Annotated in this window: 19 protein-coding genes; 7 read left to right on the top strand and 12 right to left on the bottom strand. The window is 63.3% G+C overall.

Going from position 1 to position 24,806, the window contains the following annotated elements; all coding sequences use genetic code 11:
- Nucleotide 1: 1 nt before the first annotated feature.
- The 5 genes from AArcCO_RS06105 to AArcCO_RS06085 form a co-directional block, all read right to left on the bottom strand.
- The gene (locus tag AArcCO_RS06105) at nucleotides 2-286 is read right to left on the bottom strand and encodes a DUF7989 family protein (RefSeq protein ID WP_259535673.1); all 285 of its coding nucleotides are present in this window, start codon (nucleotides 284-286) and stop codon (nucleotides 2-4) included.
- Nucleotides 279-1,367 (bottom strand): ketol-acid reductoisomerase, encoded by a 1,089-nt coding sequence (gene ilvC, locus AArcCO_RS06100; protein WP_259535672.1) that lies wholly within the window; start codon nucleotides 1,365-1,367, stop codon nucleotides 279-281. The genes AArcCO_RS06105 and ilvC overlap by 8 nt, the downstream gene beginning before the upstream one ends.
- Nucleotides 1,364-2,119 (bottom strand): acetolactate synthase small subunit, encoded by a 756-nt coding sequence (gene ilvN, locus AArcCO_RS06095; protein ID WP_259535670.1) that lies wholly within the window; start codon nucleotides 2,117-2,119, stop codon nucleotides 1,364-1,366. Before ilvN ends, ilvC begins: the two co-directional genes overlap by 4 nt.
- Nucleotides 2,116-3,945 carry a biosynthetic-type acetolactate synthase large subunit gene (gene ilvB / locus AArcCO_RS06090; protein ID WP_259535668.1) on the bottom strand — a complete coding sequence of 610 codons (1,830 nt, stop codon included), beginning with the start codon at nucleotides 3,943-3,945 and terminating at the stop codon, nucleotides 2,116-2,118. The genes ilvN and ilvB overlap by 4 nt, the downstream gene beginning before the upstream one ends.
- Nucleotides 3,946-4,440: 495 nt before the next feature.
- Nucleotides 4,441-5,697 carry a LeuA family protein gene (locus AArcCO_RS06085; RefSeq protein ID WP_259536391.1) on the bottom strand — a complete coding sequence of 419 codons (1,257 nt, stop codon included), beginning with the start codon at nucleotides 5,695-5,697 and terminating at the stop codon, nucleotides 4,441-4,443.
- Nucleotides 5,698-5,997: 300 nt separating this feature from the next.
- Between AArcCO_RS06085 and AArcCO_RS06080 the strand changes: the two genes are divergently transcribed.
- Nucleotides 5,998-6,291, top strand: a complete 294-nt coding sequence (locus AArcCO_RS06080) for a DUF5779 family protein (protein WP_259535666.1) — start codon at nucleotides 5,998-6,000, stop codon at nucleotides 6,289-6,291.
- Between the two features lie 94 nt (nucleotides 6,292-6,385).
- On the top strand, nucleotides 6,386-12,187 hold the full coding sequence (locus tag AArcCO_RS06075) for an InlB B-repeat-containing protein (protein WP_259535664.1): 5,802 nt from the start codon (nucleotides 6,386-6,388) through the stop codon (nucleotides 12,185-12,187).
- Between the two features lie 2 nt (nucleotides 12,188-12,189).
- Here AArcCO_RS06075 and AArcCO_RS06070 read toward each other — a convergent pair whose 3' ends face one another.
- Nucleotides 12,190-12,891: a hypothetical protein gene (locus tag AArcCO_RS06070; protein WP_259535662.1), complete on the bottom strand. Its 702-nt coding sequence runs from the start codon at nucleotides 12,889-12,891 to the stop codon at nucleotides 12,190-12,192.
- Between the two features lie 99 nt (nucleotides 12,892-12,990).
- Here AArcCO_RS06070 and AArcCO_RS06065 point away from each other — a divergent pair, with 99 nt between their 5' ends.
- Nucleotides 12,991-13,500, top strand: coding sequence for a VTT domain-containing protein (locus AArcCO_RS06065; protein ID WP_259535661.1), 510 nt, complete (start codon nucleotides 12,991-12,993; stop codon nucleotides 13,498-13,500).
- An 83-nt stretch (nucleotides 13,501-13,583) separates the two neighbouring features.
- Here the strand turns inward: AArcCO_RS06065 and AArcCO_RS06060 are convergent, their stop codons facing one another.
- From AArcCO_RS06060 to AArcCO_RS06050, 3 genes are read right to left on the bottom strand one after another with little or no spacing between them, the layout of a single operon-like run.
- Entirely contained in the window at nucleotides 13,584-14,357 is a 774-nt protein-coding gene (locus AArcCO_RS06060; RefSeq protein ID WP_259535659.1) for an ABC transporter ATP-binding protein, read from the bottom strand.
- Complete coding sequence (locus tag AArcCO_RS06055; RefSeq protein ID WP_259535657.1) at nucleotides 14,354-15,427, bottom strand: FecCD family ABC transporter permease; 1,074 nt, start codon at nucleotides 15,425-15,427, stop codon at nucleotides 14,354-14,356. Before AArcCO_RS06055 ends, AArcCO_RS06060 begins: the two co-directional genes overlap by 4 nt.
- On the bottom strand, nucleotides 15,405-16,574 hold the full coding sequence (locus tag AArcCO_RS06050; RefSeq protein ID WP_259535655.1) for an ABC transporter substrate-binding protein: 1,170 nt from the start codon (nucleotides 16,572-16,574) through the stop codon (nucleotides 15,405-15,407). The genes AArcCO_RS06055 and AArcCO_RS06050 overlap by 23 nt, the downstream gene beginning before the upstream one ends.
- A gap of 263 nt (nucleotides 16,575-16,837) precedes the next feature.
- On the opposite strand from AArcCO_RS06050, the gene AArcCO_RS06045 reads away from it, so the two are divergent.
- From AArcCO_RS06045 to AArcCO_RS06035, 3 genes are all read left to right on the top strand, one after another.
- Nucleotides 16,838-18,835 carry a hydantoinase/oxoprolinase family protein gene (locus AArcCO_RS06045; RefSeq protein ID WP_259535653.1) on the top strand — a complete coding sequence of 666 codons (1,998 nt, stop codon included), beginning with the start codon at nucleotides 16,838-16,840 and terminating at the stop codon, nucleotides 18,833-18,835.
- Complete coding sequence (locus tag AArcCO_RS06040) at nucleotides 18,832-20,502, top strand: hydantoinase B/oxoprolinase family protein (protein WP_259535651.1); 1,671 nt, start codon at nucleotides 18,832-18,834, stop codon at nucleotides 20,500-20,502. The genes AArcCO_RS06045 and AArcCO_RS06040 overlap by 4 nt, the downstream gene beginning before the upstream one ends.
- Before the next feature lie 74 nt (nucleotides 20,503-20,576).
- On the top strand, nucleotides 20,577-21,110 hold the full coding sequence (locus AArcCO_RS06035) for an Rrf2 family transcriptional regulator (RefSeq protein ID WP_259535649.1): 534 nt from the start codon (nucleotides 20,577-20,579) through the stop codon (nucleotides 21,108-21,110).
- A 67-nt stretch (nucleotides 21,111-21,177) separates the two neighbouring features.
- On the opposite strand, the gene AArcCO_RS06030 is transcribed toward AArcCO_RS06035, so the two are convergent.
- The 3 genes from AArcCO_RS06030 to AArcCO_RS06020 form a co-directional block, all read right to left on the bottom strand.
- Complete coding sequence (locus AArcCO_RS06030) at nucleotides 21,178-22,362, bottom strand: NAD(P)/FAD-dependent oxidoreductase (protein WP_259535647.1); 1,185 nt, start codon at nucleotides 22,360-22,362, stop codon at nucleotides 21,178-21,180.
- Between the two features lie 74 nt (nucleotides 22,363-22,436).
- Nucleotides 22,437-23,654 (bottom strand): proteasome-activating nucleotidase Pan1, encoded by a 1,218-nt coding sequence (locus AArcCO_RS06025; RefSeq protein WP_259535646.1) that lies wholly within the window; start codon nucleotides 23,652-23,654, stop codon nucleotides 22,437-22,439.
- A gap of 125 nt (nucleotides 23,655-23,779) precedes the next feature.
- Nucleotides 23,780-24,208 carry a universal stress protein gene (locus AArcCO_RS06020; RefSeq protein WP_259535644.1) on the bottom strand — a complete coding sequence of 143 codons (429 nt, stop codon included), beginning with the start codon at nucleotides 24,206-24,208 and terminating at the stop codon, nucleotides 23,780-23,782.
- A gap of 274 nt (nucleotides 24,209-24,482) precedes the next feature.
- Between AArcCO_RS06020 and AArcCO_RS06015 the strand changes: the two genes are divergently transcribed.
- A complete protein-coding gene (locus AArcCO_RS06015) occupies nucleotides 24,483-24,746 on the top strand; it encodes a MarR family transcriptional regulator (protein WP_259535642.1) in 264 nt (87 codons plus the stop codon).
- Nucleotides 24,747-24,806: the final 60 nt, after the last annotated feature.

The following is a 24,806-nucleotide window of genomic DNA, read 5'->3' as shown; positions in this document are numbered from 1 at the left end:
CTCAATCGTCCGAAGCCCTCGGTTCTCCGGAGTCGGTGGCTACGTTCGGTACGCCGGGAACGTCCGGCACGTCCAGTCCCCGGTCCCAGACGCCGGCCACGTCCCCGTTTGGGGATTCGTGATCGACGTCGGCCATCGTTTTCCGGTCAGATTCCGCCGCCGACTCCCGCGTCTCACCGCCGTCGGCGACTGCCGGCCCGCGTCGGTACACTGCGCCGAACGTCTCGCCCGTGTGGGGGTTCGTGTGATTCACGTCCGCCATCCGCTGGTCGCTCTCCTCAGTCATTCGCGGTCACCTCCTGTTTGTCCGTTTCCTCGTCGGTCGATCCATCGCTGTCCGGTCCCCCGTCGTCGCCCCATGCGAACAGGCCGCGGAGTTCCTCGCCGACCGCCTCGATTTCGTGGTCCTTGTCCGCCTGCCTGAGCTGGGTGTACTGCGGCCGCCCCGCCTGGTTTTCCGTGATCCACTGTCGGGCGAACGTGCCGTCCTGTACCTCCTCGAGGAGCGCGTCCATCTCCTCGCGGGCGTGCTCGCCGACGACGCGGTCCCCGCGGGTGAGGCCGCCGTACTCCGCGGTGTCGGACACGGAGTCCCACATCCCGCCGAGACCTCCCTCGTACATCAGATCGACGATGAGTTTCAGTTCGTTGAGGCACTCGAAGTAGGCCATTTCCGGTGAGTAGCCGGCGTCGACAAGCGTCTCGTACCCGGTTTTCACGAGCGCGGTGACGCCGCCACACAGCACGGCCTGCTCGCCGAACAGGTCGGTCTCGGTCTCCTCTTCGAACGTGGTCTCGACGACGCCCGCACGGGTGCAGCCGATCGCGTGGGCGTACGCCAGCCCTTCCTGGGTCGCCTCGCCGGTCGCGTCCCGGTACACCGCGAGTAGCCCCGGCGTCCCCTCGTCGTTTTCGTAGTTCCGTCGAACCAGATGCCCCGGCGATTTCGGCGCCACCATGGTCACGTCGACGTCTTCGGGCGGCTGAATCTGATTGTAATGGACGTTGAACCCGTGGGCGAACTGGAGCGTGTCCCCCGGCTCCAGGTTCGGTTCTATCTCGTGTTCGTACACCGTCGGCTGGACGCTGTCGGGGACGAGCACGGAGACGATGTCCGCCCGTGCGGCGGCCTCCGCGGTCGTCGCGACCTCGAGCCCCTCGGCCTCCGCCGCCTCACGGGAGGCGGAACCCTCCCTGAGTCCGACGACGACGTCGACGCCGCTGTCGGCGAGGTTGCCCGCGTGGGCGTGTCCCTGGCTCCCGTAGCCGATCACGGCGACCGTCTTGTCGTCGATGTACGACCGGTCGGCGTCCTCGTCGTAGTATACTGTGCTGCTCAGCTCTGTCGTGTCCTGTGTGTCCGTCATCGTGTGTCTTCGGTCTCGTTTGTTTTTGTCGTCTCGTCCGTTGCTGCCGTCTCGTCCAGTTCTGCCTGCGTTGTGCCGTTTCGTTCGCGATCCGCGTCGGCCGTCGTCGTGGGCTCACCCGTGTAGGCCGGCCGTTCGCCGGGGACGGTGGTCTTCGAGCCGTGTGCCAGCGCTGTCGGCCCGGTCCGGGCGATCTCGATGATACCGAACTGGCGGAAGGCGTTCACCGCGTCGTCGATCGTCGCGGTATCGCCGGTGAGCTGGACGGTAATCGTCTCCGGCCCGGCGTCCCGTGCCGTCCCGTCGTACATCTCGGTTACTGCATGGACCTTGTCCGGCTCGTCGCCGCTCACTTTCAACAGCGCCACTTCGGTGCTTATGGCGTCGTCGTCGAGTTCTCCGACGGCGATCACCGGGATCAGCTTGTCCAGCTGTTTTTTGATCTGGTCGATCCCCGGATCCGGCTCCTCGACGACCATCGTGATCCGGGCGTGCCCCTCGACGGTGGTCGGTCCGACTGTCAGGCTCTCGATGTTGAACTGCCGGCGCGACACGAGGCCGGACACCCGCGAAAGCACGCCGGGTTCGTGGTCGACCAACGCGGAGATCACCGCCCTGCGGGGCCGTTTTTCAGCCTCCGCCGCGGGGTCGATCCGAATTCCCTGTTTGTTCCGTCTCCCTTCGGGATGCGGGCGCTCCTCGGGTGACGGCCCCGGAAGTCCGTCGCGGGGGGCGTCCGATTCCCCGCTCATAGCTGATCCTCCGAGAGGGCGAACAGTCCGTTCGCGCCGCCGCTTGGCACCATCGGGTAGACGTTCTCGTCGGGATCCACGTGGGCGTCCACGACCGATGGCCCGTCGTACGCCAGCGCCTCCTCGACGACCTCCGAAACCTCGTCGTAGTCGTCGATCCGGAACCCACGGGCGCCGAATGCCTCCGCGAGGGTGTCGAACTCCGGCATCCAGTTGTAGTCGGAGGCCATGTGGCGCCCCTCGAAGAAGGCGTCCTGCCACTGCCGGACCATCCCGATGTACTCGTTGTTGAGCACCACGAAGGTGACGTCCATGTGCTCTCTGACCGCCACCGACAGTTCCTGCATCGTCATCAGGAACGATCCGTCGCCGTCGAAGCAGACAACGTCCCTCTCTGTCTCGCCGGCGTCGTCCAGCGCGACGCGCGCGCCGATCGCGCCTGGAACGCCGTAGCCCATCGTCCCCAGCCCGTGGCTCGACAGCCAGGTGCGGGGCTCGGTGAACGTCCAAAACTGGGCGGCCCACATCTGGTGTTGGCCGACGCCGGCGGTGACGACCGTGTCGTCGTCGGTCGCCTCGTCGAACGCCTCGACGACGAACTGTGGTTTGAGCGGCTCCTCCTCGTCGGCCCGGTACGTCATCGGATACTCCTCGGTCCACTGCTCGCACTGGTCGCGCCAGGGTCCCGCCTCGGGGGGCTGTCGGATCTCCGCCCGCAGCTGCTCCAGCACCGTGCCGGCGTCGCCGATCAGTGGGTAGTCCGCGTAGATATTCTTCGAGACCTCGGCCGGATCGATGTCGACGTGAACGACCTCGGCTTCCGGAGCGAACGTCTCGACTCCGCCGGTGAGTCGGTCGTCGAACCGCGTTCCGACGCCGATCAGCAGATCCGTGTGTGTGATCGCCATGTTGGCGTAGCCGGTGCCGTGCATCCCGGCCCACTCCAGACAGAGCGGATCGTCGTCGGGGAAGCTCCCGATCCCGGGCATCGTCGTCACGACCGGAATTCCGAGTTCCCGCGCGAACGTTCTGGCCTCCTCGCTTGCGTCGCCTTTGATGACACCGCCGCCGAAGAGACACACCGGTCGTTCGGCCCGCTCTATCGCGCGAGCGGCCCGTTCGACGTCGTCGCTGGCTGCGTCGGGGTGGGGATCGGCACGCGCCGGCGGTTTCGGTGGCGCCGGTTCGCTACCGGCCTCGCCGAAGCTCACGTCCTTGGGGAGATCGACCAGGGTCGGTCCGGGTCGACCTGTGTTCGCCAGCGCGAACGCCTCGCCGACGACGTCCCCGACGGTCGCCGAGTCCTCTGCGAAGTAGTTGTGTTTCGTGATCGGCGTCGTGATGCCGATCGTGTCGACCTCCTGGAAGGCGTCGTTACCGACGAACTCGGTGGGAACCTGTCCGGTCAGCGCCAGCATGGCATCTGAATCCATCGACGCGTCCGCGATGCCGGTCACCAGGTTCGTCGCGCCGGGACCCGACGTCGCGAGACAGACCCCGGGCTCGCCTGCGACGATGCCGTACGCGTCCGCCGCGTGGGCCGCCCCCTGCTCGTGGGCCATCGTGACGTGGTGCACCGAAGAGTCGTACAGCTCGTCGTACACGGGCATGATGGCGCCACCCTGGACGCCGAACGCCGTGTCGACGGCGGCCGCCTCGAGTGCGGCGACGATTGCTGCAGCACCCGTCTCGGGAACTGCCGCAGGGTCACGTGGTTCGCCGGTTTCCCCGGCGTTCCCGTTTGCTCCGGCTTCCGGTTTCTCCGCGTCGGGCTCCTCCGCCTCGCCGCCCCGTTTCCGTTCGGCTGCAGTCGGTGATTCGCTCATGCGTTTCCTCCGTTCGGTCGTGTGTCGTTCGGTTCTGTTCCGTTCGATCGTGCGTCGTTCCGTCGCGTTCCAGTTGTCATCCGTGTTCCGTGTCGTCGTGTTCGGCTCGGTCGGTTCCCGCGTCGCCGTTCCGGCGTGGCCCGGGTTTCGAATGAACCCTGCCGAAAAACCCCGCGGTCGGGTGCGAGGTGCGTAACACCGCCGTCGCTTGGCGGTCGAGCAATGCGTGGGTCAGAAGGTGGATGTGGTGTAGGGGCTAGGCCCCTACAATAATCCCGCCGAGAACGGCACCCGCGAGGGACCGACCTGAAGCGGCCGCTCCGGACGGAGCGAGCCTGTCGGTGCTGTTCCCTCGCATACACGGTCGCAGAACGTCCGCTCTTATATGTCTGTCGCGGGGTGCAACGATTGCGCCGTTCCGAACGGGACGGACTCCAGCCTGCAGACTGACCTCGCAGTCGCTGTCCGGGGCGAACGTCGGCCGCGACCGCCATCTCAGGCGGTCACCTCTGATTCCTCGGTGTCGGTTTCTACGCCGACGGCCTTCGCGAACCGGACTACGTCGCCGGCGGTGACCTCCCGCTTGTTTGCCGCGTGTTCCTTCACGCGCTCGGTCACCGTCCGCACCTCGTCGTCGGTCGGCGTGAAGCCGGCCTCCTCCAGGTGCTGTCTGACGGCGTGGGTACCGGTGTGCTTCCCGAGTACTACCTCCCGCTGTGCGCCGACCATCTCCGGCGTCATCACGCCGGGTTCGAAGGTGTCGCTGTTTTCGATGACCCCGGCGGCGTGGATGCCACTCTCGTGGGCGAACGCGTTCCGACCGACGATCGGCTTGTTCGCGGGCACCGGGATGTCGCTCGCGCGCTCGACCATCCGGGAGACCTCCGTGATCCTCGTCGTGTCGATTCCCGTGTCGGCGCCGTAGATCGACTCGGCGGCCATGACGACCTCCTCCAGGGCGGCGTTTCCGGCGCGCTCGCCGATGCCGTTTACCGACACCTGCGCCTGGCTTGCGCCCGCCTCGAAGCCTGCAAGCGCGTTCGCGGCCGCCAGGCCGAAGTCGTCGTGGGTGTGGACGTCGATCTTCGCGTCGGTGTGTTCCCGCACCGTGGCGATCAGTTTCCGGAACCGCCCCGGGGTTGCGACCCCGCAGGTGTCCGGAATGTTGATCCAGTCGGTGCCGGCCGCCGTGACGGCCTCGATCACCTCGATCAGATACGTTTCGTCGGTTCGCGTCGCGTCCATCGGCGAGAACATCACCTCGACGCCCGCCTCGCGTACGCGTTCGACGCTCTCTACTGCGCGCCGTTTCGCCTCCTCGCGGGAGGCGTGCATCGAATCCTCGAGCTGGACGTCGCTAGTCGAGACGAACACGTGCACCATGTCGACGCCGGCGTCCAGTGCCGCCTCGATATCGCCGTCGACGACCCGGGCCAGCCCGCAGGTAGTTGTTTCCGTCGCGCTCGCGATGTCGCGAACGGTTTCGAACTCTGTCTCCGAATTGACCGGGAACCCAGCCTCGATGACCCCCACGCCCATCTCGTCCAGTGCAGCCGCTATCTCGCGTTTTTCGTCGGTCGAGAAGGACGTGCGTGGTGACTGCTCCCCGTCTCGGAGCGTCGTGTCGAAGATCTGTACAGAATCGAACTCGCCAGTGCTATCCAGTGTGCCCTGGAAGAACTCGACCCGCCGGCTTCGCCGACGTGGCCTCCATGTCGTTGGACATTGTGCTTCTTTCTGGGCGTGGAACAGTACTTAAGTATTTCGCTGTCACAGTGCGTCGCAGGGCGCCGCCGTCCTGCCACCGAGTCGACTGCTGTAAAATCGACAGACATCGTCGACCTGTTTCAATGCAGTATGCCATTATACACCTTATATCCTCACGGTTCCGAACGTTCGTCCACCCTGTATATATACCGGTTGGACGGACGTATTCGTCGGTGAGAAGGGGGGTGGATTGCTCGCACGCGGACCGACGAGCAGAGCGTCGATGTCACACCTAGTCCGCCGGCGCGACAGAACGTTTTTGCTGTGGCTCTCCGAGCGAAGGGTATGGGCGAGTTCGACCTGGACCTGCGGAACGCGGAAGAACAGCTGGACGCGATGATTGAGAAGGACGGCGTCGTGGTGCTGGCACGGCTCGACGGGACGACCGATCCGCAGGAGTGGATCGCGGAGATACAGGGCGGGAAGACGCTCGTGCTCGCGGTAGAAGGGGACCTGAACGATCTGGCCGCGGGGTTCGCCAGAGAGATCAGGGACATGGGTGGCGAACTGATGCACTTCCGGGGCTTTCTCGTCGTCACCCCGCCTGGGGTCGACATCGACACCGGCCGCCTGGGCTAGAAATAGTAATATAGTCTTCACTCGCGGACATTCACACACTCGATTATTTCCTGAAAAGGTATAAGTGTCATCTGTCCATGGTGGTAGTCAGTGTATGTCGAGACGAGACCGTCGTTCCGGGGTTGAAACCGTCGCAACCGTCGTTTTCGTCGCTTCCATATTTGCCCTCGTTCTGGGGACGGGTGTTATCGCGTCTGCTGCCACCGCGGGCAGCGCCGAGGGTTCAGTCCAGTACGAACCCGACTTCGAGAACGTGTTCTCAGTCGAGGACACGGATGCAGAGATCACCGACGTGGAAGCGGTCGATGGTAGCTACGCGCCGGGGGACGCCGTTCCGATCGAGGTGACGATTCAAAACACCGGAGAGACGAGCCACGACTTCTACGTCGACGCGAGCGTTCGAGACCCGGACGGCGACTGGATAACCGGGGAAGGGACGACCGTACATCTCGACGACGGCTGGTTCTCCGGCGAGGAACAGACGGTGACGTTATCGGTCCAGATCCCCGAGGACGCGACAGAAGGGACCTACACCGCAGGTGCCGGCGTGTTCTACTCCGAACGAAAGGACCACTGGTACGATTCCGAAGTCGACCAAGACGCCCTCGAAGTCAGAGAAGTAATCGACGCACGAACGACAGACGTCACCGTGGCAGGCGACAGCTACGCGCCGGGAGAAGTGGCGTCTATCGACGTGACAGTCGAAAACGTCGGCAACGTCGAAAACGAGTTTCTGATCGATGGGATCGCTCGCGGCCCGGATGGAACCTGGAGCCACTACGCCGGAGAAACGACAGTCGAACTCGCACCCGGTGAAACGACCACCGAAACGTTCTCCCTCGAAATAACCGACTCCATGCCGGAGGGGAGCTACGACGCCGGCGGCAACGTCTTCGCCAGTCCGGCCGCGGACAACCGCCTGGACGGCGACCACGAGAACGGGGCCTTCCTCGTGGAGGAGGATGTCGAGGAGTACACACTGTCGATATCGTCCGAGGACGGTGGGGGGATCGGCGTCGATCCGCCAGGGATGAGCACGCTGGAAACGACACAGACCTACGAGGAAGGAACGGAAGTAGAGCTGATCGCGTTCCCCGACACCGACTACGAGTTCGACCGATGGGAAGGCGACGTGCCGTCCCACGACGCCACCGCCGAAACGATAACGGTAACGATGGATCGGGACCGCACGATTACCGCCACGTTCCAGGAGGAAGCCGGCGGACCCCCAGAGTCGTGGACCGACAGTCCCGAACAATCGCTCACCATTCAGGAAGGCGAACTGGTGACGTTCAGCGTTGGGGCGGAGGATCCGGATGGAGATCTCCACGGAACGGAATGGTACGTCGACGGGTCGTTCCAGGAAGCCACGTATGGACTGGACGGAAGTGCCGACACCGACACCTGGTCGTACCGCTTCGAAGAGCCCGGAACCTACTCCATCGAAGTGGACGTGTTCGACAGCAGCGGCACCTATAACGACGCCGCCGCCGAGTGGACAGTCACCGTCGAAGAAGATGTTGAGGAGTACACGCTGTCGATATCGTCCGAGGACGGTGGGGGGATCGGAGTCGATCCGCCAGGGATGAGCACGCTCGGAACGACACAGACGTACGAGGAAGGGGCTCAAGTAGAGCTGATCGCGTTCCCCGACACCGACTACGAGTTCGATCGGTGGGACGGCGACGTGTCCTCACACGACGCCACCGCCGAAACGATAACGGTAACGATGGATCGGGACCGCACGATTACCGCCACGTTCCAGGAGGAAGCCGGCGGACCCCCAGAGTCGTGGACCGACAGTCCCGAACAATCGCTCACCATTCAGGAAGGCGAACTGGTGACGTTCAGCGTTGGGGCGGAGGATCCGGATGGAGATCTCCACGGAACGGAATGGTACGTCGACGGGTCGTTCCAGGAAGCCACGTATGGACTGGACGGAAGTGCCGACACCGACACCTGGTCGTACCGCTTCGAAGAGCCCGGAACCTACTCCATCGAAGTGGACGTGTTCGACAGCAGCGGCACCTATAACGACGCCGCCGCCGAGTGGACAGTCACCGTCGAGGAGGACGTCGCTGAATACACACTGTCAGTGGAATCCGGCGGAAACGGTGGAATCGGTATCGATCCGCCAGGGATGAGCACGCTCGGAACGACACAGACCTACGAGGAAGGAACGGAAGTAGAGCTGATCGCGTTCCCCGACTCCGACTACGAGTTCGACCGATGGGAAGGCGACGTGCCGTCCCACGACGCCACCGCCGAAACGATAACGGTGACGATCGATCGGGATCGAACGATTACCGCCACGTTCCGTGAGCCGGCGGAGGTCGGCGCGAAAGTTACCGACGTAACGGTGGCAGGCGACAGCTACGCGCCGGGAGAAGTGGCGTCTATCGACGTGACAGTCGAAAACGTCGGCAACGTCGAAAACGAGTTTCTGATCGATGGGATCGCTCGCGGCCCGGATGGAACCTGGAGCCACTACGCCGGAGAAACGACAGTCGAACTCGAACCCGGTGAAACGACCACCGAGACGTTCTCCCTCGAAATAACCGACTCGATGTCGGACGGCAGCTACGACGCCGGCGGCAACGTCTTCGCCAGTTCAGCCGCGGACAACCGCCTGGACAGCGACCACGAGAACGGTGCCTTCCTCGTCGAGAAGGCCGTCGAGCATTCATTCACCGTCGAAACGCAAGGAAGCGGTGCGGTCGCGATCGATCCGCCGGGAACGTCTACACTCGGAACGATCCAAAGCTACGAGGAGGGGACTGAAGTCGAACTTACGGCCCAATCCGATCATGGATACGAGTTCGATCGATGGGAAGGCGACGTTTCGGACGTGGACACCGAGGAACCGTCGATCGCTGTCGTCGCCGACCGAGACCGCAAACTCACAGCAGTCTTCGTCGAGGAGGTCGAGGTAGACGCCGAAATCATTCGGCTCGAAACCGAAGACGGACCGTTTTCGGCGGGCGAGACCGTCGAAACGACGGCAGAAATCGCGAACACTGGCGACGATGACAAAACGTTTGTACTCCACTACACAGTTCTGGGACCCGATATCGAGACCTCCGGACACGACAGTAGGGCAAACGAGGACGTCACCCTCGAAGAAACAGTTACGCTTCGACCCGGAGCGACGCAACTGGTTTCGCTCCCGTGGACCGTCGAATCCGACGCCAGATCCGGCGAGTACGGCGTCGAACTGGCAGTCCGTAACGAGAGCGACTCCCAGTCGGAGACACCGGTTGCAGAGAAGTACGACAGCAGCGCGTTCGAGGTCGACCCGACCGACGTCGGAGCCGACGAACTCGTCGTCTCCCGAACCGAACGACTCGATCCTTTTTATGAGGTCGGCGAGGACGCAGTAGAACTTGCAGTCACGAACCCCACGGACCGGGAAGTCGTAACATCTCTCTCCGGCGTCGTCGAACGGGACGGCGAGATCGTCGGCGAGCCGGACGGTTCGGAACACGTCATTCCGGCGGGGGAAACGAAGACGATCACGCTCCGGTGGGACGATCTTCCCGAGTCCGCTGTCGACAAACGAGTCAGGGCCGGAGTCACGATCGGCTCGGAACGGACCGAGTGGCTCGGCCACACCGTGTTCGCAGAGAAGTTCACCGACGTCACGATTACGATCTCCCACTGGGAAACCGGCGAACCGCTAGACGACGTTACCGTCCATGGAACCGTCCGTGGAGACGGACTACTGTTATCAAACGAGATGGAGATAACACGGGACAAAACCGGGACAGGAGAGTTCACGTTTCGTGACGTCCCGACTGCCGTGACCCTGTCAGTCAGTGTGGACAAAGACGGGTTCGAGGGCCAAGGGCGGCTCATCGACCCACTCCAGCAGCGCCCACTGATGAGTCAGACTGACTTTCATCTTCGAGAGACAGTTCGCGAGACGATACAGCTCACCGATGCGGAAACCGGCGAACCGCTCAACCGGGCGGAGGTCACCGTCAGAGAAACTGGAGAAACCGCGACGACTGACGCAACCGGGTACGTCGATCTGTTCGATCAGCCGATTCGGACACAACGCACTCTCGAAGTCGAGAAGTACATGGCCGAACCGATCATTATCACTGGAGATTCCTCCGGGCGAGAACTCTCGTTACGGCCGCTTCCGGACCCCGAGGAGGCCGGCCTCCGTGATTACGAGGCCCACGAGGCGTTCGAGGAGTTCGAACGAATACCGGAGGAAGGAACCCGCATTCAACGGATCGAGAACGTCCTCGATCAGCTCGCCCGGGATGGCCACACCGGAACGACGCAGATCTACCTCCGGGAGGAAACCGGCCTCGTCGCGGTCACTGCAAACGTAGAAACGTGGGAGCGAACTCGGTCAGAGGAGTCGTACACGGTTCACGACAGCGGCGAAGAAACGACGTCTTCGCACGATTTTAACCAGGAACCGTTCTACCGGTTCGGCGCTCGAACCGCGATGTCGATGCCGTCGAAGCAGTTGCCCGAACTGACGCAGATCGGCATCTCCGAGGGGACGATGGAGGGGGTGGATCCGTACGACAACGCCGACTTCTACTTCGACGAGATCGGTGTATCGTACGTCGATCGGGATTCGCTGGAGTATCGCACCGGCCACTTCATCGGATACGCATTCACCGAGCATTACGGGCAGTTCAGGCGTGGGAAGGACACCGACGACAGGACACTCATGGCGTACGGCGGTGGATGGATCGCTCTGGATCTCGCCAGTAAACCGGCACAGGCGGTCGGCAAAAGCGTCGGAAGCGTCTCCCGGTCGCTCACCCGCGGCGCACTCCGACAGAGCCTCTCACAGAAGTGGGCCGAAACCCTCGTTCGCGTCGGGCGAACCGACGCGATGAGCGCTCAGCTTCGGGGGGCAGACCGGTATGCACTGGGAGACACGCTGTCTCAGACCCGTCTGTTGTCCGGTCGGGAGCTGTCGACCAACCAGCGCTACGACATCGTCCTCGATTACTACCGACACAACAGTCAGGGCCAGAACCCGGCGCGTACGCTGGTCGACAACGGCCACTTCACTCGGGCAGAGGTCGTTCGGCTCGCCGAAAACGGGGCGGACCTCCGCTCGGCCAGAAATCTCGTCGATCAGGGGACCTCCCCGGCCGCCATCAGGGCGGTCAGTGACGAAGGGATCGACCCACACCACCTCGAAGTCCTCGTCGAGGACGGCTTCATCCGGGCAGACCAGATCGACGAACTCGAGGTCGGTATCCGGCTTGCAGACAGGGAGCCGTTCACGACTACCGGCGGCGATACGATCGACGCCGGAGCACTGTTCGAGAACGCCGCAGTGTTGCGGAACACCCAGGGAATGCGGGCGTCGGACGGAGCCGAAGGAACCTTCGACGAGATCTGGAGGGCGGCGACACGACACGACGTCGACGACATCGAGAACCTGAAAGGGACGGCCGCGGAGCTGCACCTGGCCGCGAAGCTCGGGCCCGACAACGTCGACGAGATCGGGCGCGTCGTCAGGGATCCCGGGAGTGACGCGGCCAGAGGAGAGATAGATCTCGTGACCTCGGACGGACGGCTGATCGAAGTCAAAGCCACCGAATCGTCGACGACGCCGGCGGGGGCTGTCGAACAGATGGAATTTTACACCGAGTACGCCCGAGAGACGCCCGGGCTCAGCCCGAACCGGCTCGAATTTCGAATTCGACAGGCCGACGAATCGAACGTCGGCGAGGTGCAACGGATAAAAGCCGCGCTTACAGAGGAGTTCGGTGACTCCGTCCGGGTGCGAGTCGCGTACGAAACCAACGGGCGGATCCCGTTCCGGCTCGAACCGTCTACGAACCTGGGTCCCTCGACCGATCCACAGCAGTCAGCCGGCCAGGGGGCGCACCGACCGCTCGTTCGGCAACGATAGCGTCACTCCGACTCGGATTCTGACAACATCGTTGCGACAACCGTGGCAGCTATCGTCGGATCGTACGCGTCGCTGTCGTCGGCCGTAACGACGCCCACGTCCGTCCCATCCCTGGCGACGACGACGGTGAAGTAGTCGTCGTTGGGACGTGCCTGAAATTCCATCGCGACGAGGTCGTCGGTCAACACGAGCTCACGCTCCGTGGCGTCCAGCGAGGACCGCGTATCCCGAAGGATCTGTTCGTATCGAGACTCCGCCTGCGACACCGTTTCGATCGGAATAATCGTCGCAGTGACGGTGTCCGGCCGGTCAGTCGATACCCCGTCGTAGTAGTACGTCCTCGTGACTTCGACAGCTCCAGGATCGCTGTACGCGGATTCGACCACGACGTAATCCTGGTCGAACTGCTCCGGATCGGGTAGCCGGGACGCACCCGCGACGTCTGTCGATTCACCGTCAGTCTCCTCAGTGTCGCCTGGATCGGTGGGATCGGTCTCGTCGGTGGGTGTTTGCTCCTCGGTGTGTGCGTTTGTCGATCCGTCCCCTTCCGTTCGGTCGTGTTCTGTTGCCGCACCGTTAGAGTCACTCGATCCGGCGTGCTCGCCGTCGGAACTGCTCCCTCCGGGCTCTTCTGTGACATCGAACTCCGTACATCCCGCAGTCACAGCCAGCAGGACGCCGCTGAGAATCCGTCGACGTTTCATCGCTCGTACTTCCGTTCGTCGCGCCCTCCTTAACAGTTGTTGGCAATGTCGACGAATCAAACACACAATGTATATCGTCCGACAGTGAACGTTCGTATCGTGTTAACTGAGTTGGCCAGTTCGACGATCGCGACCCCAGGGATACTGCTGGCGGTCGTATTCCTGTATGCCGTCGTCGTCGCCGCGTTCCTCCCGTTCCCCTCCGAGGCAGTCCTGGTCGTCCCGTTCGCCCTCGCGTATCCCTGGTACGTGTCGTTTCCTCTCGTCATCGTGACGTCCGCGGCGGGGAAAGCCGCCGGCAGTTTGATCGCGCTCCGGATCGGCTACGGGGTCAGTCGATCGGGACCTGTCGTCCGGTTTTTCGAACGGGTTCCCTACTACAAACAGTTCAAACAGCAGACGCTCGTCGGTCTCGTCCAGCGATACAGCTATCTCGGCCTCGGAATCGCCATCGCGATCCCGTTTCTTCCGGAGACCACGACGATATACGCGTTCAGCGTCCTGGACAACCGACCGTTCGTGTTCGCCGCCACGACGTTCCTCGCCACGATCGCCCGACTGTTGCTCGTCCTGACGGTCGTCGGGGGCGCATACTCCGTCGTTGACTGAAGGAAAACGGCTGTCCGTAGCCAGTCAGGCGTCTCCGAAGCACGCCTGTCAATTTCCCGGCTCCGTCCCTTGTCGATTCCAGCCTAGGCCGTATCCGTAGCTGCGTCCGGTACCACGATACGCTGGCCCTTGTGGTGAACGATAGAGACGTCAGCATCGTAGACAATTTTGATCAGTTCGGGAGTGAGGATCTCCGACGAACCGACGGCGTGGATGTCCCCGTCGTGAAGCAAGGCGATGCGATTACAGTATCGGGATGCGAGATTAAGATCGTGCATTGCGGCGATAGCGGCCACCTCCTGTTCGCGGACGTACTCCGCAACGAGATCGATCACGGCGATCTGATGTTTGAGATCGAGCGCACTCGTCGGTTCGTCGAGCACCATCACGGATGGATCGCCGACCAACGCACGCGCAAACCGAACCTTCTGCTGCTGTCCGCCGCTCAGGTCGCTCATCCGGCGGGCGGCGAAGCGTTCGATGTCGAGACGCTCGAGGACATCGATCGCCGCCTTTCGGTCATCCCGGCTGGGCGACCAGCTTCCGTGTGGCCGTCGTCCCTGCAGAACCGTTTCGAACACCGTCGCCGGAAAGGCGCTGTCTCCGTGCTGTGGGACGTAGCTGGCCGCCCGTGCGAGTTCCTTGGGTCGATACTCCGTAACGCTCCGACCGTCTATTTCGATCGTCCCGCTGTCGGGATCGTGAATCCGGTGAATCGACTTGAGAAGCGTGCTCTTCCCGGAGCCGTTCGGTCCGAGCAGTCCGACAATTTCCCCGGATTCGACTGTGAGGTCCACACCATCGAGGACGGTGAGATCGTCGTATCGAAACGTGAGATCGGAGATCTCGAGGGTCATCTCCAGTAGTCCTTCCCTTCGACTGTCAAATAGAGGAACAGTGGTGCGCCCAGAAACGACGTGACGATCCCTACTGGCAGCACGATCGGGGCAACGATCGTCCGAGCGAACGTGTCCGCTGCGACGAGCAACGCTGCCCCGACGAGCGCCGACGCCGGAAGTAGATATCTCTCAGTTCCGCCGATGACCATCCGGACGATGTGTGGTGCAACGAGACCGACGAACCCGATAATTCCGACAAACGAGATCATTACTGCGGTCACGAGCGACGCGATCGCCATCCCCCTGATTCGGAGTGATTCGACGTTGACGCCGAGCGTCAGCGCGGTCTCGGTGCCGGCATCGAGCACGTCGTAATTCCAACCGTTGTACACGAAGTAACCCAGCCCCAGAACGAATATTGCGAACATGAATCCGATTTCGTCCCAGGCAGCCCGGCTCACGTCGCCGAACGTCCAGTAGACTATCTCTGCAACCTCCGTGTCAGTGGCGAAATACTGGATCAGTGCGAGCCCGGCGTTGAACAGCGATCCGATCGCCACCCCCGTGAGAATCAACGTTTCGGGGGTTGCCTCCCGGTAGGTCACCAGCAAGAGAATCGCCACGGTTGCGGTCATTGCACCGACGAACGCTCCGATCGTCTGCACAGACAGCGTGAGGAACTCCGCGCTGACGCCGAACCCGCCGAACGCAATCGTAACAGCCGCACCGAAGGCTGCTGCATGCGAGATACCGAGCGTGAACGGTGCGCCCAGTGGGTTCCGAAGCACAGACTGCATCGCCGCACCGGCGACTGCAAGCCCACCGCCGGCGAGGGTCGCCGCGAGCACCCGAGGGATTCGAACGTGCCAGATAGCCAACTGTCGTGACTCGGGGCCATCGCGAACGAGTGCAGCCACCACGTCGCCGAGGGGATAGGAGACGGAGCCGACTGCGACCCCGACGACCCAGAGGATCCCCAACAACACAGTTGTCCCGACGAGGAACCCGATTTTCCGACGGACAGATTCGCGGTGGTTCCGAAAGCCCGACTGCTCACCGACCTGCTCAGAGAAGTGGTCGGAAGACATCGGGGAACTCCTGGTTAATTCGTTCGTATAGGGGAGCATTCAGAAGCGTCTCGAAGATGTCGTCCGTTCGGGATTCGATATCGACATCCACGAATCGGTCGGGATAAAGCGTCATTCCGACGTAGTAGGCGTTCGACAGGATCGACCCGAAGTTACGCATGTCACGATACACCGGCAAGACGGTATATACGCGTCCCTGTTCGACCGCCGTGAGGGACCCGAGCTCCGGGTTTTCGTCGATCTCTCCTCGAACTCTCTCGCTGCTCATCACGTCGACGAATATGGTCTCCGGATCTTCCTCCAGCAGTCGCTCGTGACCCAACGCTACGGAGGGTTGATCGACCTCGAGCTCGTCGATGGCGTTGTCGACGTTTGAAAAGCGGAACATCGTCGTGTCACCGCGCGTCGTCGACAGTCCGTGAGCACCCCCGAACCGAAACGCACCGGCGTAGGCGCTTTTTCGCTCCGCAGCCGAGATGTCGTCGGTGCGGTCGTTCAGATCCGAAACTACCTCCCCCAGGAACCTCTGCAGCTCCGCTGTGCGGTCTTCTTTCCGGAGCGTCTGACCGAGAGTCTCCCACGTGTCGTACAGTAATTCTCGACCGGATTCCTCGAGTATACTGTCGACACCGATGACGACGACCGGTGTGTTCGTTCGCTGCCGTAACTCGTCTGCACGCGAGCTGTCCCCGTTGAAGAAGATCACGTCCGGATCGACCTCGAGAATCTGTTCGACGTTGCCGTCCCTGTCCATCCCGCTCTCGCCGACGATCGGGAGCTCTCCGAGGCCGGGATTGGCCAGAAGGTAGGGGATTTCGTCGAGCGCCTGCTCGGGAATGTTCTCGACACCGACAACGCGGTCCGCGGCCTTCATGTACGCGATCTGTCTGAGCGTTCCACCGCCGACACACACGATCCGGTCTGCGTACTCGGGAAGATCGACCGTCCTGCCGACGACGTCAGTGATAGTTCGCTCCCCTGCCGCATCGCCGGACGGCAACAGACTCGCACAGCCTGAAAGTCCGACGACAGCCGTGGTTCCGAGACAACAGAGGGCAGTTCGCCGCCGGATCCGTTGACCATCTCGGTCATCCGATACGGTCCCATCCGGTTCCCGGGTTTCACGTCCCTGTGGGATTTCCGTCATTGTGTAACCCGACAGATATCGATACTAAAAATGTTTTGTATTACATCAACTTCACTTGTTTAGCCTATGTCGCGAGTGGGGGATCAAGTGGGACCTATATGTAGGGTGCGACTGTATCGGTGCACGATAAATTGTGACTCGGAACCGGTCGGTGACGACGGTCGAACATTCCCCTCACAACGGCAAGCGGAACTTCGAGGGACGAGTGAAATATGACGACGTTCGTGGAACTGTATCGGGTAACGTCCGGCTAATTGCGTGATATGACCGAAACAACGACCGCAGTCGGCGTCGACGTCGGCGGCACGTTCACGGACGTGGCGTTGCTCGTCGAGGGACAGCTCGTGACGGCGAAGGTTCCGACGACCGACGATCAAAGCGCCGGCGTCCTCGACGGGATCCGGAAGGCGTGCAAAGAGGGAGGGATCGAACCCGGTACTGTCGAAGAGTTCGTCCACGCGATGACGGTCTCGGTGAACGCGCTGCTCGAGCGAGACGGGGCGAGGACGGCGCTCGTGACGACCGCGGGGTTCCGAGACGTCCTGGAGATCGGACGGCAAGACCGACCCTCTCTGTACGATCTCGACGTCGAAAAGCCGACCCCGATCGTGCCCCGCAGGCGACGGTTCGAAATCGACGAACGGGCGACCGCCGAGGGAATCGAGCGTCCGGTCGACGCCGACGAAGTTCGCGACGTCGCCGCCCGGATCGACGATGCGGGCGCAGAAAGCGTCGCCGTCTGCCTTCTGCACGCGTACGCACATCCAGAAAACGAACGGGAGATCGCGCGGATCCTCCGTGCGGAACTCGAGGTTTCGGTGTCGGTCTCCCACGAGGTGCTCGCAGAGTTTCGAGAGTTCGAGCGGACCGCCACGACCGCCGTCGACGCCTACGTGCGGCCGGCGATCGACGGCTACGTGGGACGACTCACCGAACGGGCGACGGCGGCGGGACTCCCCTCCCCACAGATAATGCAGGCAAACGGGGGGATCGCCGACGCCGAGACCGTCAGGAACCACGCGGTGACGACGGTGCTTTCCGGCCCCGCGGCGGGAGTGGTCGGCGCGGCCGCCACCGCAGAGTGCGACGGCCTGGTCACCTTCGACATGGGCGGTACCTCTACTGACGTGAGCCTCGTCCGGGACGGCTCCGCCGAACGGACGACCGACGCTGAGATCGACGGGATCCCGATCCGAACCCCGATGGTCGACGTGAACACAGTCGGTGCAGGCGGTGGATCGATCGCCTGGGTCGACGAGGGCGGGGCACTCCGGGTGGGTCCACGTTCCGCCGGCGCGAATCCGGGTCCCGCCTGCTACGGCCGCGGGGGATCGGAACCGACGGTGACCGACGCGAACGTCGTGCTCGGCTACGTCGGCCCCGAAACGGCGCTGGGCGGGGAGCTCACCCTCGACGTCGATGCGGCGAAGGCAGCGCTTTCGGAACTCGCCGACCGGGCGGGACTCCCCGACGCCAGAGAGGCGGCACGCGGCGTCTATCGGGTCGCGAACGCGACGATGACCCGGGCGATTCGCGCAGTGACCGTCGAGCGCGGGCACGATCCCCGACGCTTCGGGCTGGTCGCCTTCGGCGGCGCGGGTCCGATGCACGCCGCCGCCCTGGCGGACGCTCTCGACATCGAACGGGTGACTGTCCCAAAGCCTGCCGGCGTGCTCTCGGCGTTCGGCCTGCTTGCGGCCGACGAGAGCCACGACGCGGCGAGAACCATCAAAACCGAGATCGTGGACGCCGACGCCGATCGGATCGAAAGCGTCTACGAGGAGCTCCGTGAGGAGGCGCTTGCGGACGTTTCGAATCCGGATCGTGCACGGTTAGAACGCGCGATCGACTGTCGGTACTCCGGCCAGAGTTTCGAGCTCACCGTTCCCGTCGGAGAGACGTTCGATCCCGAGATGGTCACAGACCGGTTCCACGAGGCCCACGAGACAGCCTACGGCTACGCGCTCGAGGAGACCGTCGAGGGCGTCACGCTCCGGACGACCGCAACAGTCACCCGCGAGACTCCGACCGTCCGACACGCCGGGGGCGAGGGGGATCCCGTGCTCGGGACGCGCCCCGCCTACTTCCCGGAAAGTGGCGAGCGCGACGCGACCGTGTTCGACCGGGGCGCCGTCGCTGCGGGGACCGTAGTCGACGGGCCGGCGATCCTCGAGCAGGCCGAGAGTACGACGGTGGTTCCGCCCGACTGGCGTGGGACGGTCACGGAGGAGGGCGCGCTTCGGATGGAGGCGGTCACATGAGCGATCGATCCGACGAGACCAGCGAACTCGGCGGCGGGACCACCGAATCCGGGATCGACCCCGTGACCCTGGAGGTGTTTCGCAACCAGCTGGAAAGCGTCGCCGAGGAGATGGGTCAAACGCTGATCCGGGGGGCGTACTCGCCAAACATCAAGGAGCGGCGGGACTGTTCGACGGCGCTTTTCGACGCCGACGGTCGGATGGTCGCACAGGCCGAACACATTCCGGTCCACCTCGGGGCGATGCCGGAGGCGGTGGCGGCGGTCCGAAAGCTGGAGCCGGAACCGGGCGACGTGTACGCGCTCAACGATCCGTTCACGGGCGGGACACATCTCCCGGACGTCACACTCGTTTCGCCGGTCGCACCCGAGGGGGACGTGATCGGCTATGCGGTGTCGCGGGCCCATCACGCCGACGTCGGTGGAATGGCGCCGGGGAGCATGCCCGCAGGCGCCCGGGAGATCTACCAGGAGGGGCTCCGGATCCCGCCGACGAAGCTCGTCGAGGACGGCGACCCAGTGGCGGACGTCCTGGAACTTCTGCTCTCGAACGTTCGAAACGCCGGGGAGCGCCGGGGAGACCTGCAGGCGCAGCTCGCCGCGAACCAGCGGGCCGAAACTCGGCTCGGCGATCTCCTCGAAGAACACGGCACCGGACAGGTTATCGAGGGGTTCGACGCCGTCATCGACTACTCCCGGAGCCGGGTCGAATCCGAGATCGACGGCCTCCCGGACGGTGAGTTCGAAGCGCGGGACGTCCTCGAAGGTGACGGAGTAAGCGACGAGGACGTGCCGATCCACGCGACGGTCACGATCGACGGATCGCGCGTCGATGTGGACTTCGGGGGGACCGCAGCTCAGGTTCCGGGAAACGTGAACGCGCCGCTGTCGGTCGCCAAAAGCGCAGTCTACTTCGTCGTCCGATGTGTCACGGATCCCGAAATTCCGCCGAATCACGGCTGTTACGAGCCCGTGACCGTTCGTGCCCCGGAGGGCTCGCTTTTGAACCCTCGTCCTCCCGCGGCGGTCGTCGGCGGAAACGTCGAGACCAGCCAACGGATCACCGATGTAACGTTCCTCGCACTCGCCCAGGCTGCCCCCGATCGAGTGCCGGCACAGGGACAGGGGACGATGAACAACCTGACGATCGGTGCCCGGGACGGCTCGTTCACCTACTACGAGACGATCGGCGGCGGGTTCGGCGCACGGAGCGATCGGGACGGGATGGACGGCGTCCAGGTGGGGATGACGAACACGCTGAACACGCCCGTCGAGTCGATCGAAACCGAGTATCCGATGTGGATCGAACGATACGCGCTGCGACCCGACTCTGGCGGAGTAGGCCGGTTCCGCGGCGGGCTCGGCCTCGAGCGGGTCGTGACCGTCGAGTCGGACGCTACGGTGTCGCTGCTCTCGGAACGGCGACGGTACGCCCCCAGCGGCGTCGCCGGCGGCGGGAACGGCGCCACCGGCGAGAACTCCATCGACGGCGACCCAGTCCCCGCAAAGACAACCGTCGAGATCGAAGCTGGAACGACGGTAACCGTCCGCACGCCCGGCGGCGGCGGACACGGCGACCCGGACGAGCGCACGAGCCAGTCACTGGCCGCCGACGTCGCCGACGAAAAACAGACGGACGAACGACGGGACCCCACGAACACCGACTGACCCCCCACACCCCCTCTTTAGGGAACGATATATTGATCCACCGCTTTTAAGCTATTCCCTCCCGAATCGAGGGTATGGCAGACATCGAGCTCACGACGAGTCAGAAAACTATTCTCTCGGCACTCGTGAACCTCTATGGAGAGTCGGAAGACGCCGTAAAGGGTGAAGAGATCGCCGAGGAAGTCGACAGGAACCCGGGGACGATCCGCAACCAGATGCAGAGTCTCAAAGCGCTCCAGCTCGTGGAGGGAGTTCCGGGACCGAAGGGCGGATATAAACCGACTGCAACCGCCTACGAGGCACTGGAGATCCAGCGCATGGACGAACCAGCTTCGGTGCCGCTGCAGCACGAAGGAGCGGTGGTCGAAAACGCCAACGTGGAAGAGATCAACCTCTCTTCGGTCCACCATCCGGAGCTGTGTCGGGCGGAGGTCCAGCTCCAGGGATCGATCCGAGAGTTCCACGAGGGCGACTCGGTGAAGGTCGGACCCACCCCGCTGTCGAGGCTCGTCATCGAGGGCACCGTCGACGGGAAGGACGACACGGCGAACGTACTCATACTGCGGATCGACGATATGCGGGCCCCTGTCGGAAACGCGGGACACTGAGAAACGCGGGACACTGAGAAACGCGAATTGACGCTGCGACTATTCGAGTGATCGGCCGCTGCGATGCTCACATGTCCGGCCAGGCGTCCACGCTCCGCCTCGCCGAGGAGACGGTGTAGATCCACCTGGCGGCGATCAGCTTTTTCAATACCTTCGCCGGAACCCCACCGAACGTCGACACCGGGACGCCCTGAACGTCGTGAGCGACCGCCGTCTCGCCGACCGAAACGACGGTCCCTTTGTCCGTATGTTTCCAGGTTTGCAGGGGCTCGCCGCGAACGGTACGGGCGAGGTTCTCGCCGGCGACCTCGGCCGCCTGCCAGGCCGCCTGTGCCGTCGGCGGGGCGAACTCTCCGTCCCCCTGATCGACCAGAGCCGCGTCACCGATCGCGAACACCCGGTCGTCGCTGGTCTGGAAATCGGACTCGGCGTACACCCGGCGGGATCGTTCGTCCTTTTCGACGTTCACCTCGGCCATCAGGTCCTGACCGGTTACCCCACCGGTCCAGACGAGTACGTCGTACGGAAGCGTTTCACCGTCGTCCTCCTCGCTTTGGCCGTCGAGTCTGATCGCGTCGTCGTCGACAGCCGAGACGAACCGCCCCGTCCGGATCTCCACATCGAGCGCTTCGAGACGCTCACGGAGCGCCCGTTGCACTTCCGGATCCTTTCCGGGGAACACCTCGTCGAGCCCCTCCACGAGCGTGACCTCGATCGGAAACTGCGTTTCGTCGCAATACGTCGCGATTTCGCCGGCGGTCTGTATCCCCGAAAGGCCCGCGCCACCGACGATCACGCGGGCGGGCTCAGCCCGTGTCGCACGCTCTCCCGCCTCGGTCACCTCGCGGTGGATCCGTCTGGCGTCCTCGAGTCCCTTCAGCGTAAACGAGTGTTCCTCGAGGCCCTCGATCCCATAAAACGCCGTCCCGGAGCCGACGCCGACGAGCAGGTAGTCGTACGCGATCTGCCGGCCGTCGCCGAGCGAGACCGTCCGCTCGTCGGTGTCGATTCCAGTGACACGCCCCTGCAGGAAGTCGGTCGCATCTGACTTGATCTCCGACACCGGTATCGTGATCTTCGGTGCGACATCGGGATCGCGGATGACGCGGTGGACCTCGTGTAACACGAGATGGTACTCGTGGTCGGAGATCCAGGTCAGTTCGGCTTCGTCGTCGCGAATGGCATCCTCGAAGGCCGTTACGGCTCCGGCTCCGGCGTATCCGGAACCGACGACCACTACCTGGGCACCCATATAGGGATCGATGAGGAGCGGCCGGATAAATGGCCTTTGAAACACCTTCGAGTGACGGTGACGAATCGTGAGACTCAGGCGAACGCGAGCGCCTCGTCGGGGTCGTCGCCGTCGGTCTGAGAGATCTTCTCGTGGGCGTCGATGAAGTCCTGCATGTAGATCTCGGTGCGGTCGTCCCGGATCGCGAACATCCCCGCCTCCGTGCAGATCGCCTTGATGTCGGCGCCGGAGGCGTTCTCGGTGCGTTCGGCGAGTTCGGCGAAGTCGACGTCGTCGTCGACGTTCATCTTCCGGGTGTGGATCTGGAAGATGATATCGCGTCCCGCCTCGTCGGGTTTGGGGATCTCGATGAGCCGATCGAACCGGCCGGGCCGGAGGATCGCCTCGTCCAGCATGTCGAACCGGTTCGTGGCGGCGATGATCCGCACCTCCCCCCGGTCCTCGAAGCCGTCCATCTCCGAGAGCAGCTGCATCATCGTCCGCTGGACCTCCGCGTCGCCGGAGGTCTTCGAGTCGGTCCGCTTGGAGGCGATCGCGTCGATCTCGTCGATGAAAAGCACCGCGGGCTCGTTTTCCCTGGCCACTTCGAACAGGTCCCGAACCAGCTTCGCGCCCTCGCCGATGAACTTGTGGACCAGTTCGGAGCCGGCCATCTTGATGAACGTCGCGTCCGTCTGGTTCGCGACGGCCTTCGCGAGCATCGTCTTGCCCGTTCCAGGAGGACCGTACAGCAGGACACCCGACGGCGGCTGGATCCCGACCTGTTCGAACATCTCCGGGCGGTCGAGCGGCATCTCGACGGTCTCGCGGACCTCCTGCATCTGCTCTTCGAGCCCGCCGATGTCGGCGTAGGTGACGTCGGGGCTGTGTTCGACCTGCATCACGCGTGCCCGGACGTCGGTCTCGTTGTCCAGCCGCTTGACGATCGAAAGCGAGTTGTTGACCGCGACGCGCGCGTCGGGCTCGAGCTCCGAGCGCATCTCCTCGGTGACCTCGGTGAGCGCCTCCTGGTTGTTGCCGTGCTGTTTGATCACGACGCCCTCGTCGGTGATCTCCTGGACGGTCGCGACGAACAGCGGCGACTGCTTGAGCTTCTTGTTCTCGTGGGTCAGCCGCTCGAGCTTCTGCTGGTACTTGTTGTTCTCCGCGTTCGCATCGAGGAGCTGATCCCGCATTTCCTCGTTTTGTGACTCGAGGACCTCGAGCCGTTCGCGAAGCGCCTCGATCTTCTCCTGTTTCGAGGAGACGTCTTCGTCGTACGGCAGATCGACGTCCTCAACCGTATCGCTCATTGAGGCGGGTTAGGGCCGTTGTGGATAAGAGGCTTCGGGTCACGACCCACCTCGCCGGTGACGAAACGGGGTCGCCGTCCCACGTGGGCGTGTCTTCGATCGATGTTCGCGTCACCGAACGACAGTCACCGAACGACCGTCACCGGGACCGGGGCCCGTCGGACTACCGTCTCGGCGACGCTGCCCAGAAGGATCCTGGCCGTGCCGTCGCGGCCGTGGCTCCCCATGACGATCGCGTCGAAGCCGTGTTCCTCCGCGTACTCGATGATCTCCCGTGACGGCTTTCCTTCGGCGGTGTCGGTCTCCAGATCGCCGCTGTAACCGGCCTCGCTCGCGATCTCACCGGCCCGCTCGAACAGCTGTTCGGCGTGGCCGTACGCCCCCTCCAGCATCGGTTCGTCGAACGTGATCACCGATCCTTTGCCCGGGAGCGGTTCAAGGTGGATCACGTACAGAACCGTGATCTCCGCGTCTGGGTGGGTGTCGATCGCATACTTCAATGCGTTCTCCGCCACCGGCGAGTCGTCCATCGGAACGAGGATCTGCTGTGTCATGTTTCGTTGAGTTGGATTCCGCATCCGGTAGTCGTCGACTCAATACCTCTAATTCAGACTACACCAACCACGGTAATAACTGTACAGGTGTGTTGGACTCTCACGAGAAAGCGTTCACGTTGTGGAAAGCCGGGGCAAGCGCCGAAAAGCAACAACAACGATCACGCAGTTCGAACTCCGAGAATCGAAGAAATCGGGGGATCAATTAATTACTGTAAAGCATAAATATGGATAGTAAATATTATCATCCGGCATCTCATACGGGCAGATACAGATGAGCGTTACCGAAGCGGTCTCGCCGGAAGAAGACGACAGAGATCGGTGGCAGGACGTCCGCGATCTCCCACCGAGCGCGAAACTCGTCGCGAAAGTACTCGACTACAACGGCACTCTCACGCAGAGCCAGCTAGCTGATGAGACGCTGTTGCCACCCCGCACGGTGCGATACGCCCTCTCACGGCTCGAAGAGGAGAACGTCGTCGAGTCCCGGTTTTCCTTTTCCGACGCACGCAAGCGGCTGTACTCGCTGCAGGTTTGATCCAGCGAAGCGGTGTGTTCGAAACCGGCTCGAAAGGTTGCCTTTATCAGCGTTCCGCCG

Origin of the sequence: Halalkaliarchaeum sp. AArc-CO (genome assembly GCF_024972735.1) — an archaeon.
Taxonomy (GTDB): domain Archaea; phylum Halobacteriota; class Halobacteria; order Halobacteriales; family Haloferacaceae; genus Halalkaliarchaeum.
The sequence above is the reverse complement of the archived record's forward strand: the minus strand, read 5'-3'. Positions and strand labels throughout refer to the sequence as shown.

Bases quoted from the DNA above. Each gene is read 5' to 3' on its own strand.
- AArcCO_RS06105 (WP_259535673.1), bottom strand. From the start codon at position 286: ATGACTGAGGAGAGCGACCAGCGGATGGCGGACGTGAATCACACGAAC.
- ilvC (WP_259535672.1), bottom strand. From the start codon at position 1,367: ATGACGGACACACAGGACACGACAGAGCTGAGCAGCACAGTATACTAC.
- ilvN (WP_259535670.1), bottom strand. From the start codon at position 2,119: ATGAGCGGGGAATCGGACGCCCCCCGCGACGGACTTCCGGGGCCGTCA.
- ilvB (WP_259535668.1), bottom strand. From the start codon at position 3,945: ATGAGCGAATCACCGACTGCAGCCGAACGGAAACGGGGCGGCGAGGCG.
- AArcCO_RS06080 (WP_259535666.1), top strand. From the start codon at position 5,998: ATGGGCGAGTTCGACCTGGACCTGCGGAACGCGGAAGAACAGCTGGAC.
- AArcCO_RS06075 (WP_259535664.1), top strand. From the start codon at position 6,386: ATGTCGAGACGAGACCGTCGTTCCGGGGTTGAAACCGTCGCAACCGTC.
- AArcCO_RS06070 (WP_259535662.1), bottom strand. From the start codon at position 12,891: ATGAAACGTCGACGGATTCTCAGCGGCGTCCTGCTGGCTGTGACTGCG.
- AArcCO_RS06060 (WP_259535659.1), bottom strand. From the start codon at position 14,357: ATGACCCTCGAGATCTCCGATCTCACGTTTCGATACGACGATCTCACC.
- AArcCO_RS06055 (WP_259535657.1), bottom strand. From the start codon at position 15,427: ATGTCTTCCGACCACTTCTCTGAGCAGGTCGGTGAGCAGTCGGGCTTT.
- AArcCO_RS06050 (WP_259535655.1), bottom strand. From the start codon at position 16,574: ATGACGGAAATCCCACAGGGACGTGAAACCCGGGAACCGGATGGGACC.
- AArcCO_RS06045 (WP_259535653.1), top strand. From the start codon at position 16,838: ATGACCGAAACAACGACCGCAGTCGGCGTCGACGTCGGCGGCACGTTC.
- AArcCO_RS06040 (WP_259535651.1), top strand. From the start codon at position 18,832: ATGAGCGATCGATCCGACGAGACCAGCGAACTCGGCGGCGGGACCACC.
- AArcCO_RS06035 (WP_259535649.1), top strand. From the start codon at position 20,577: ATGGCAGACATCGAGCTCACGACGAGTCAGAAAACTATTCTCTCGGCA.
- AArcCO_RS06030 (WP_259535647.1), bottom strand. From the start codon at position 22,362: ATGGGTGCCCAGGTAGTGGTCGTCGGTTCCGGATACGCCGGAGCCGGA.
- AArcCO_RS06025 (WP_259535646.1), bottom strand. From the start codon at position 23,654: ATGAGCGATACGGTTGAGGACGTCGATCTGCCGTACGACGAAGACGTC.
- AArcCO_RS06020 (WP_259535644.1), bottom strand. From the start codon at position 24,208: ATGACACAGCAGATCCTCGTTCCGATGGACGACTCGCCGGTGGCGGAG.
- AArcCO_RS06015 (WP_259535642.1), top strand. From the start codon at position 24,483: ATGAGCGTTACCGAAGCGGTCTCGCCGGAAGAAGACGACAGAGATCGG.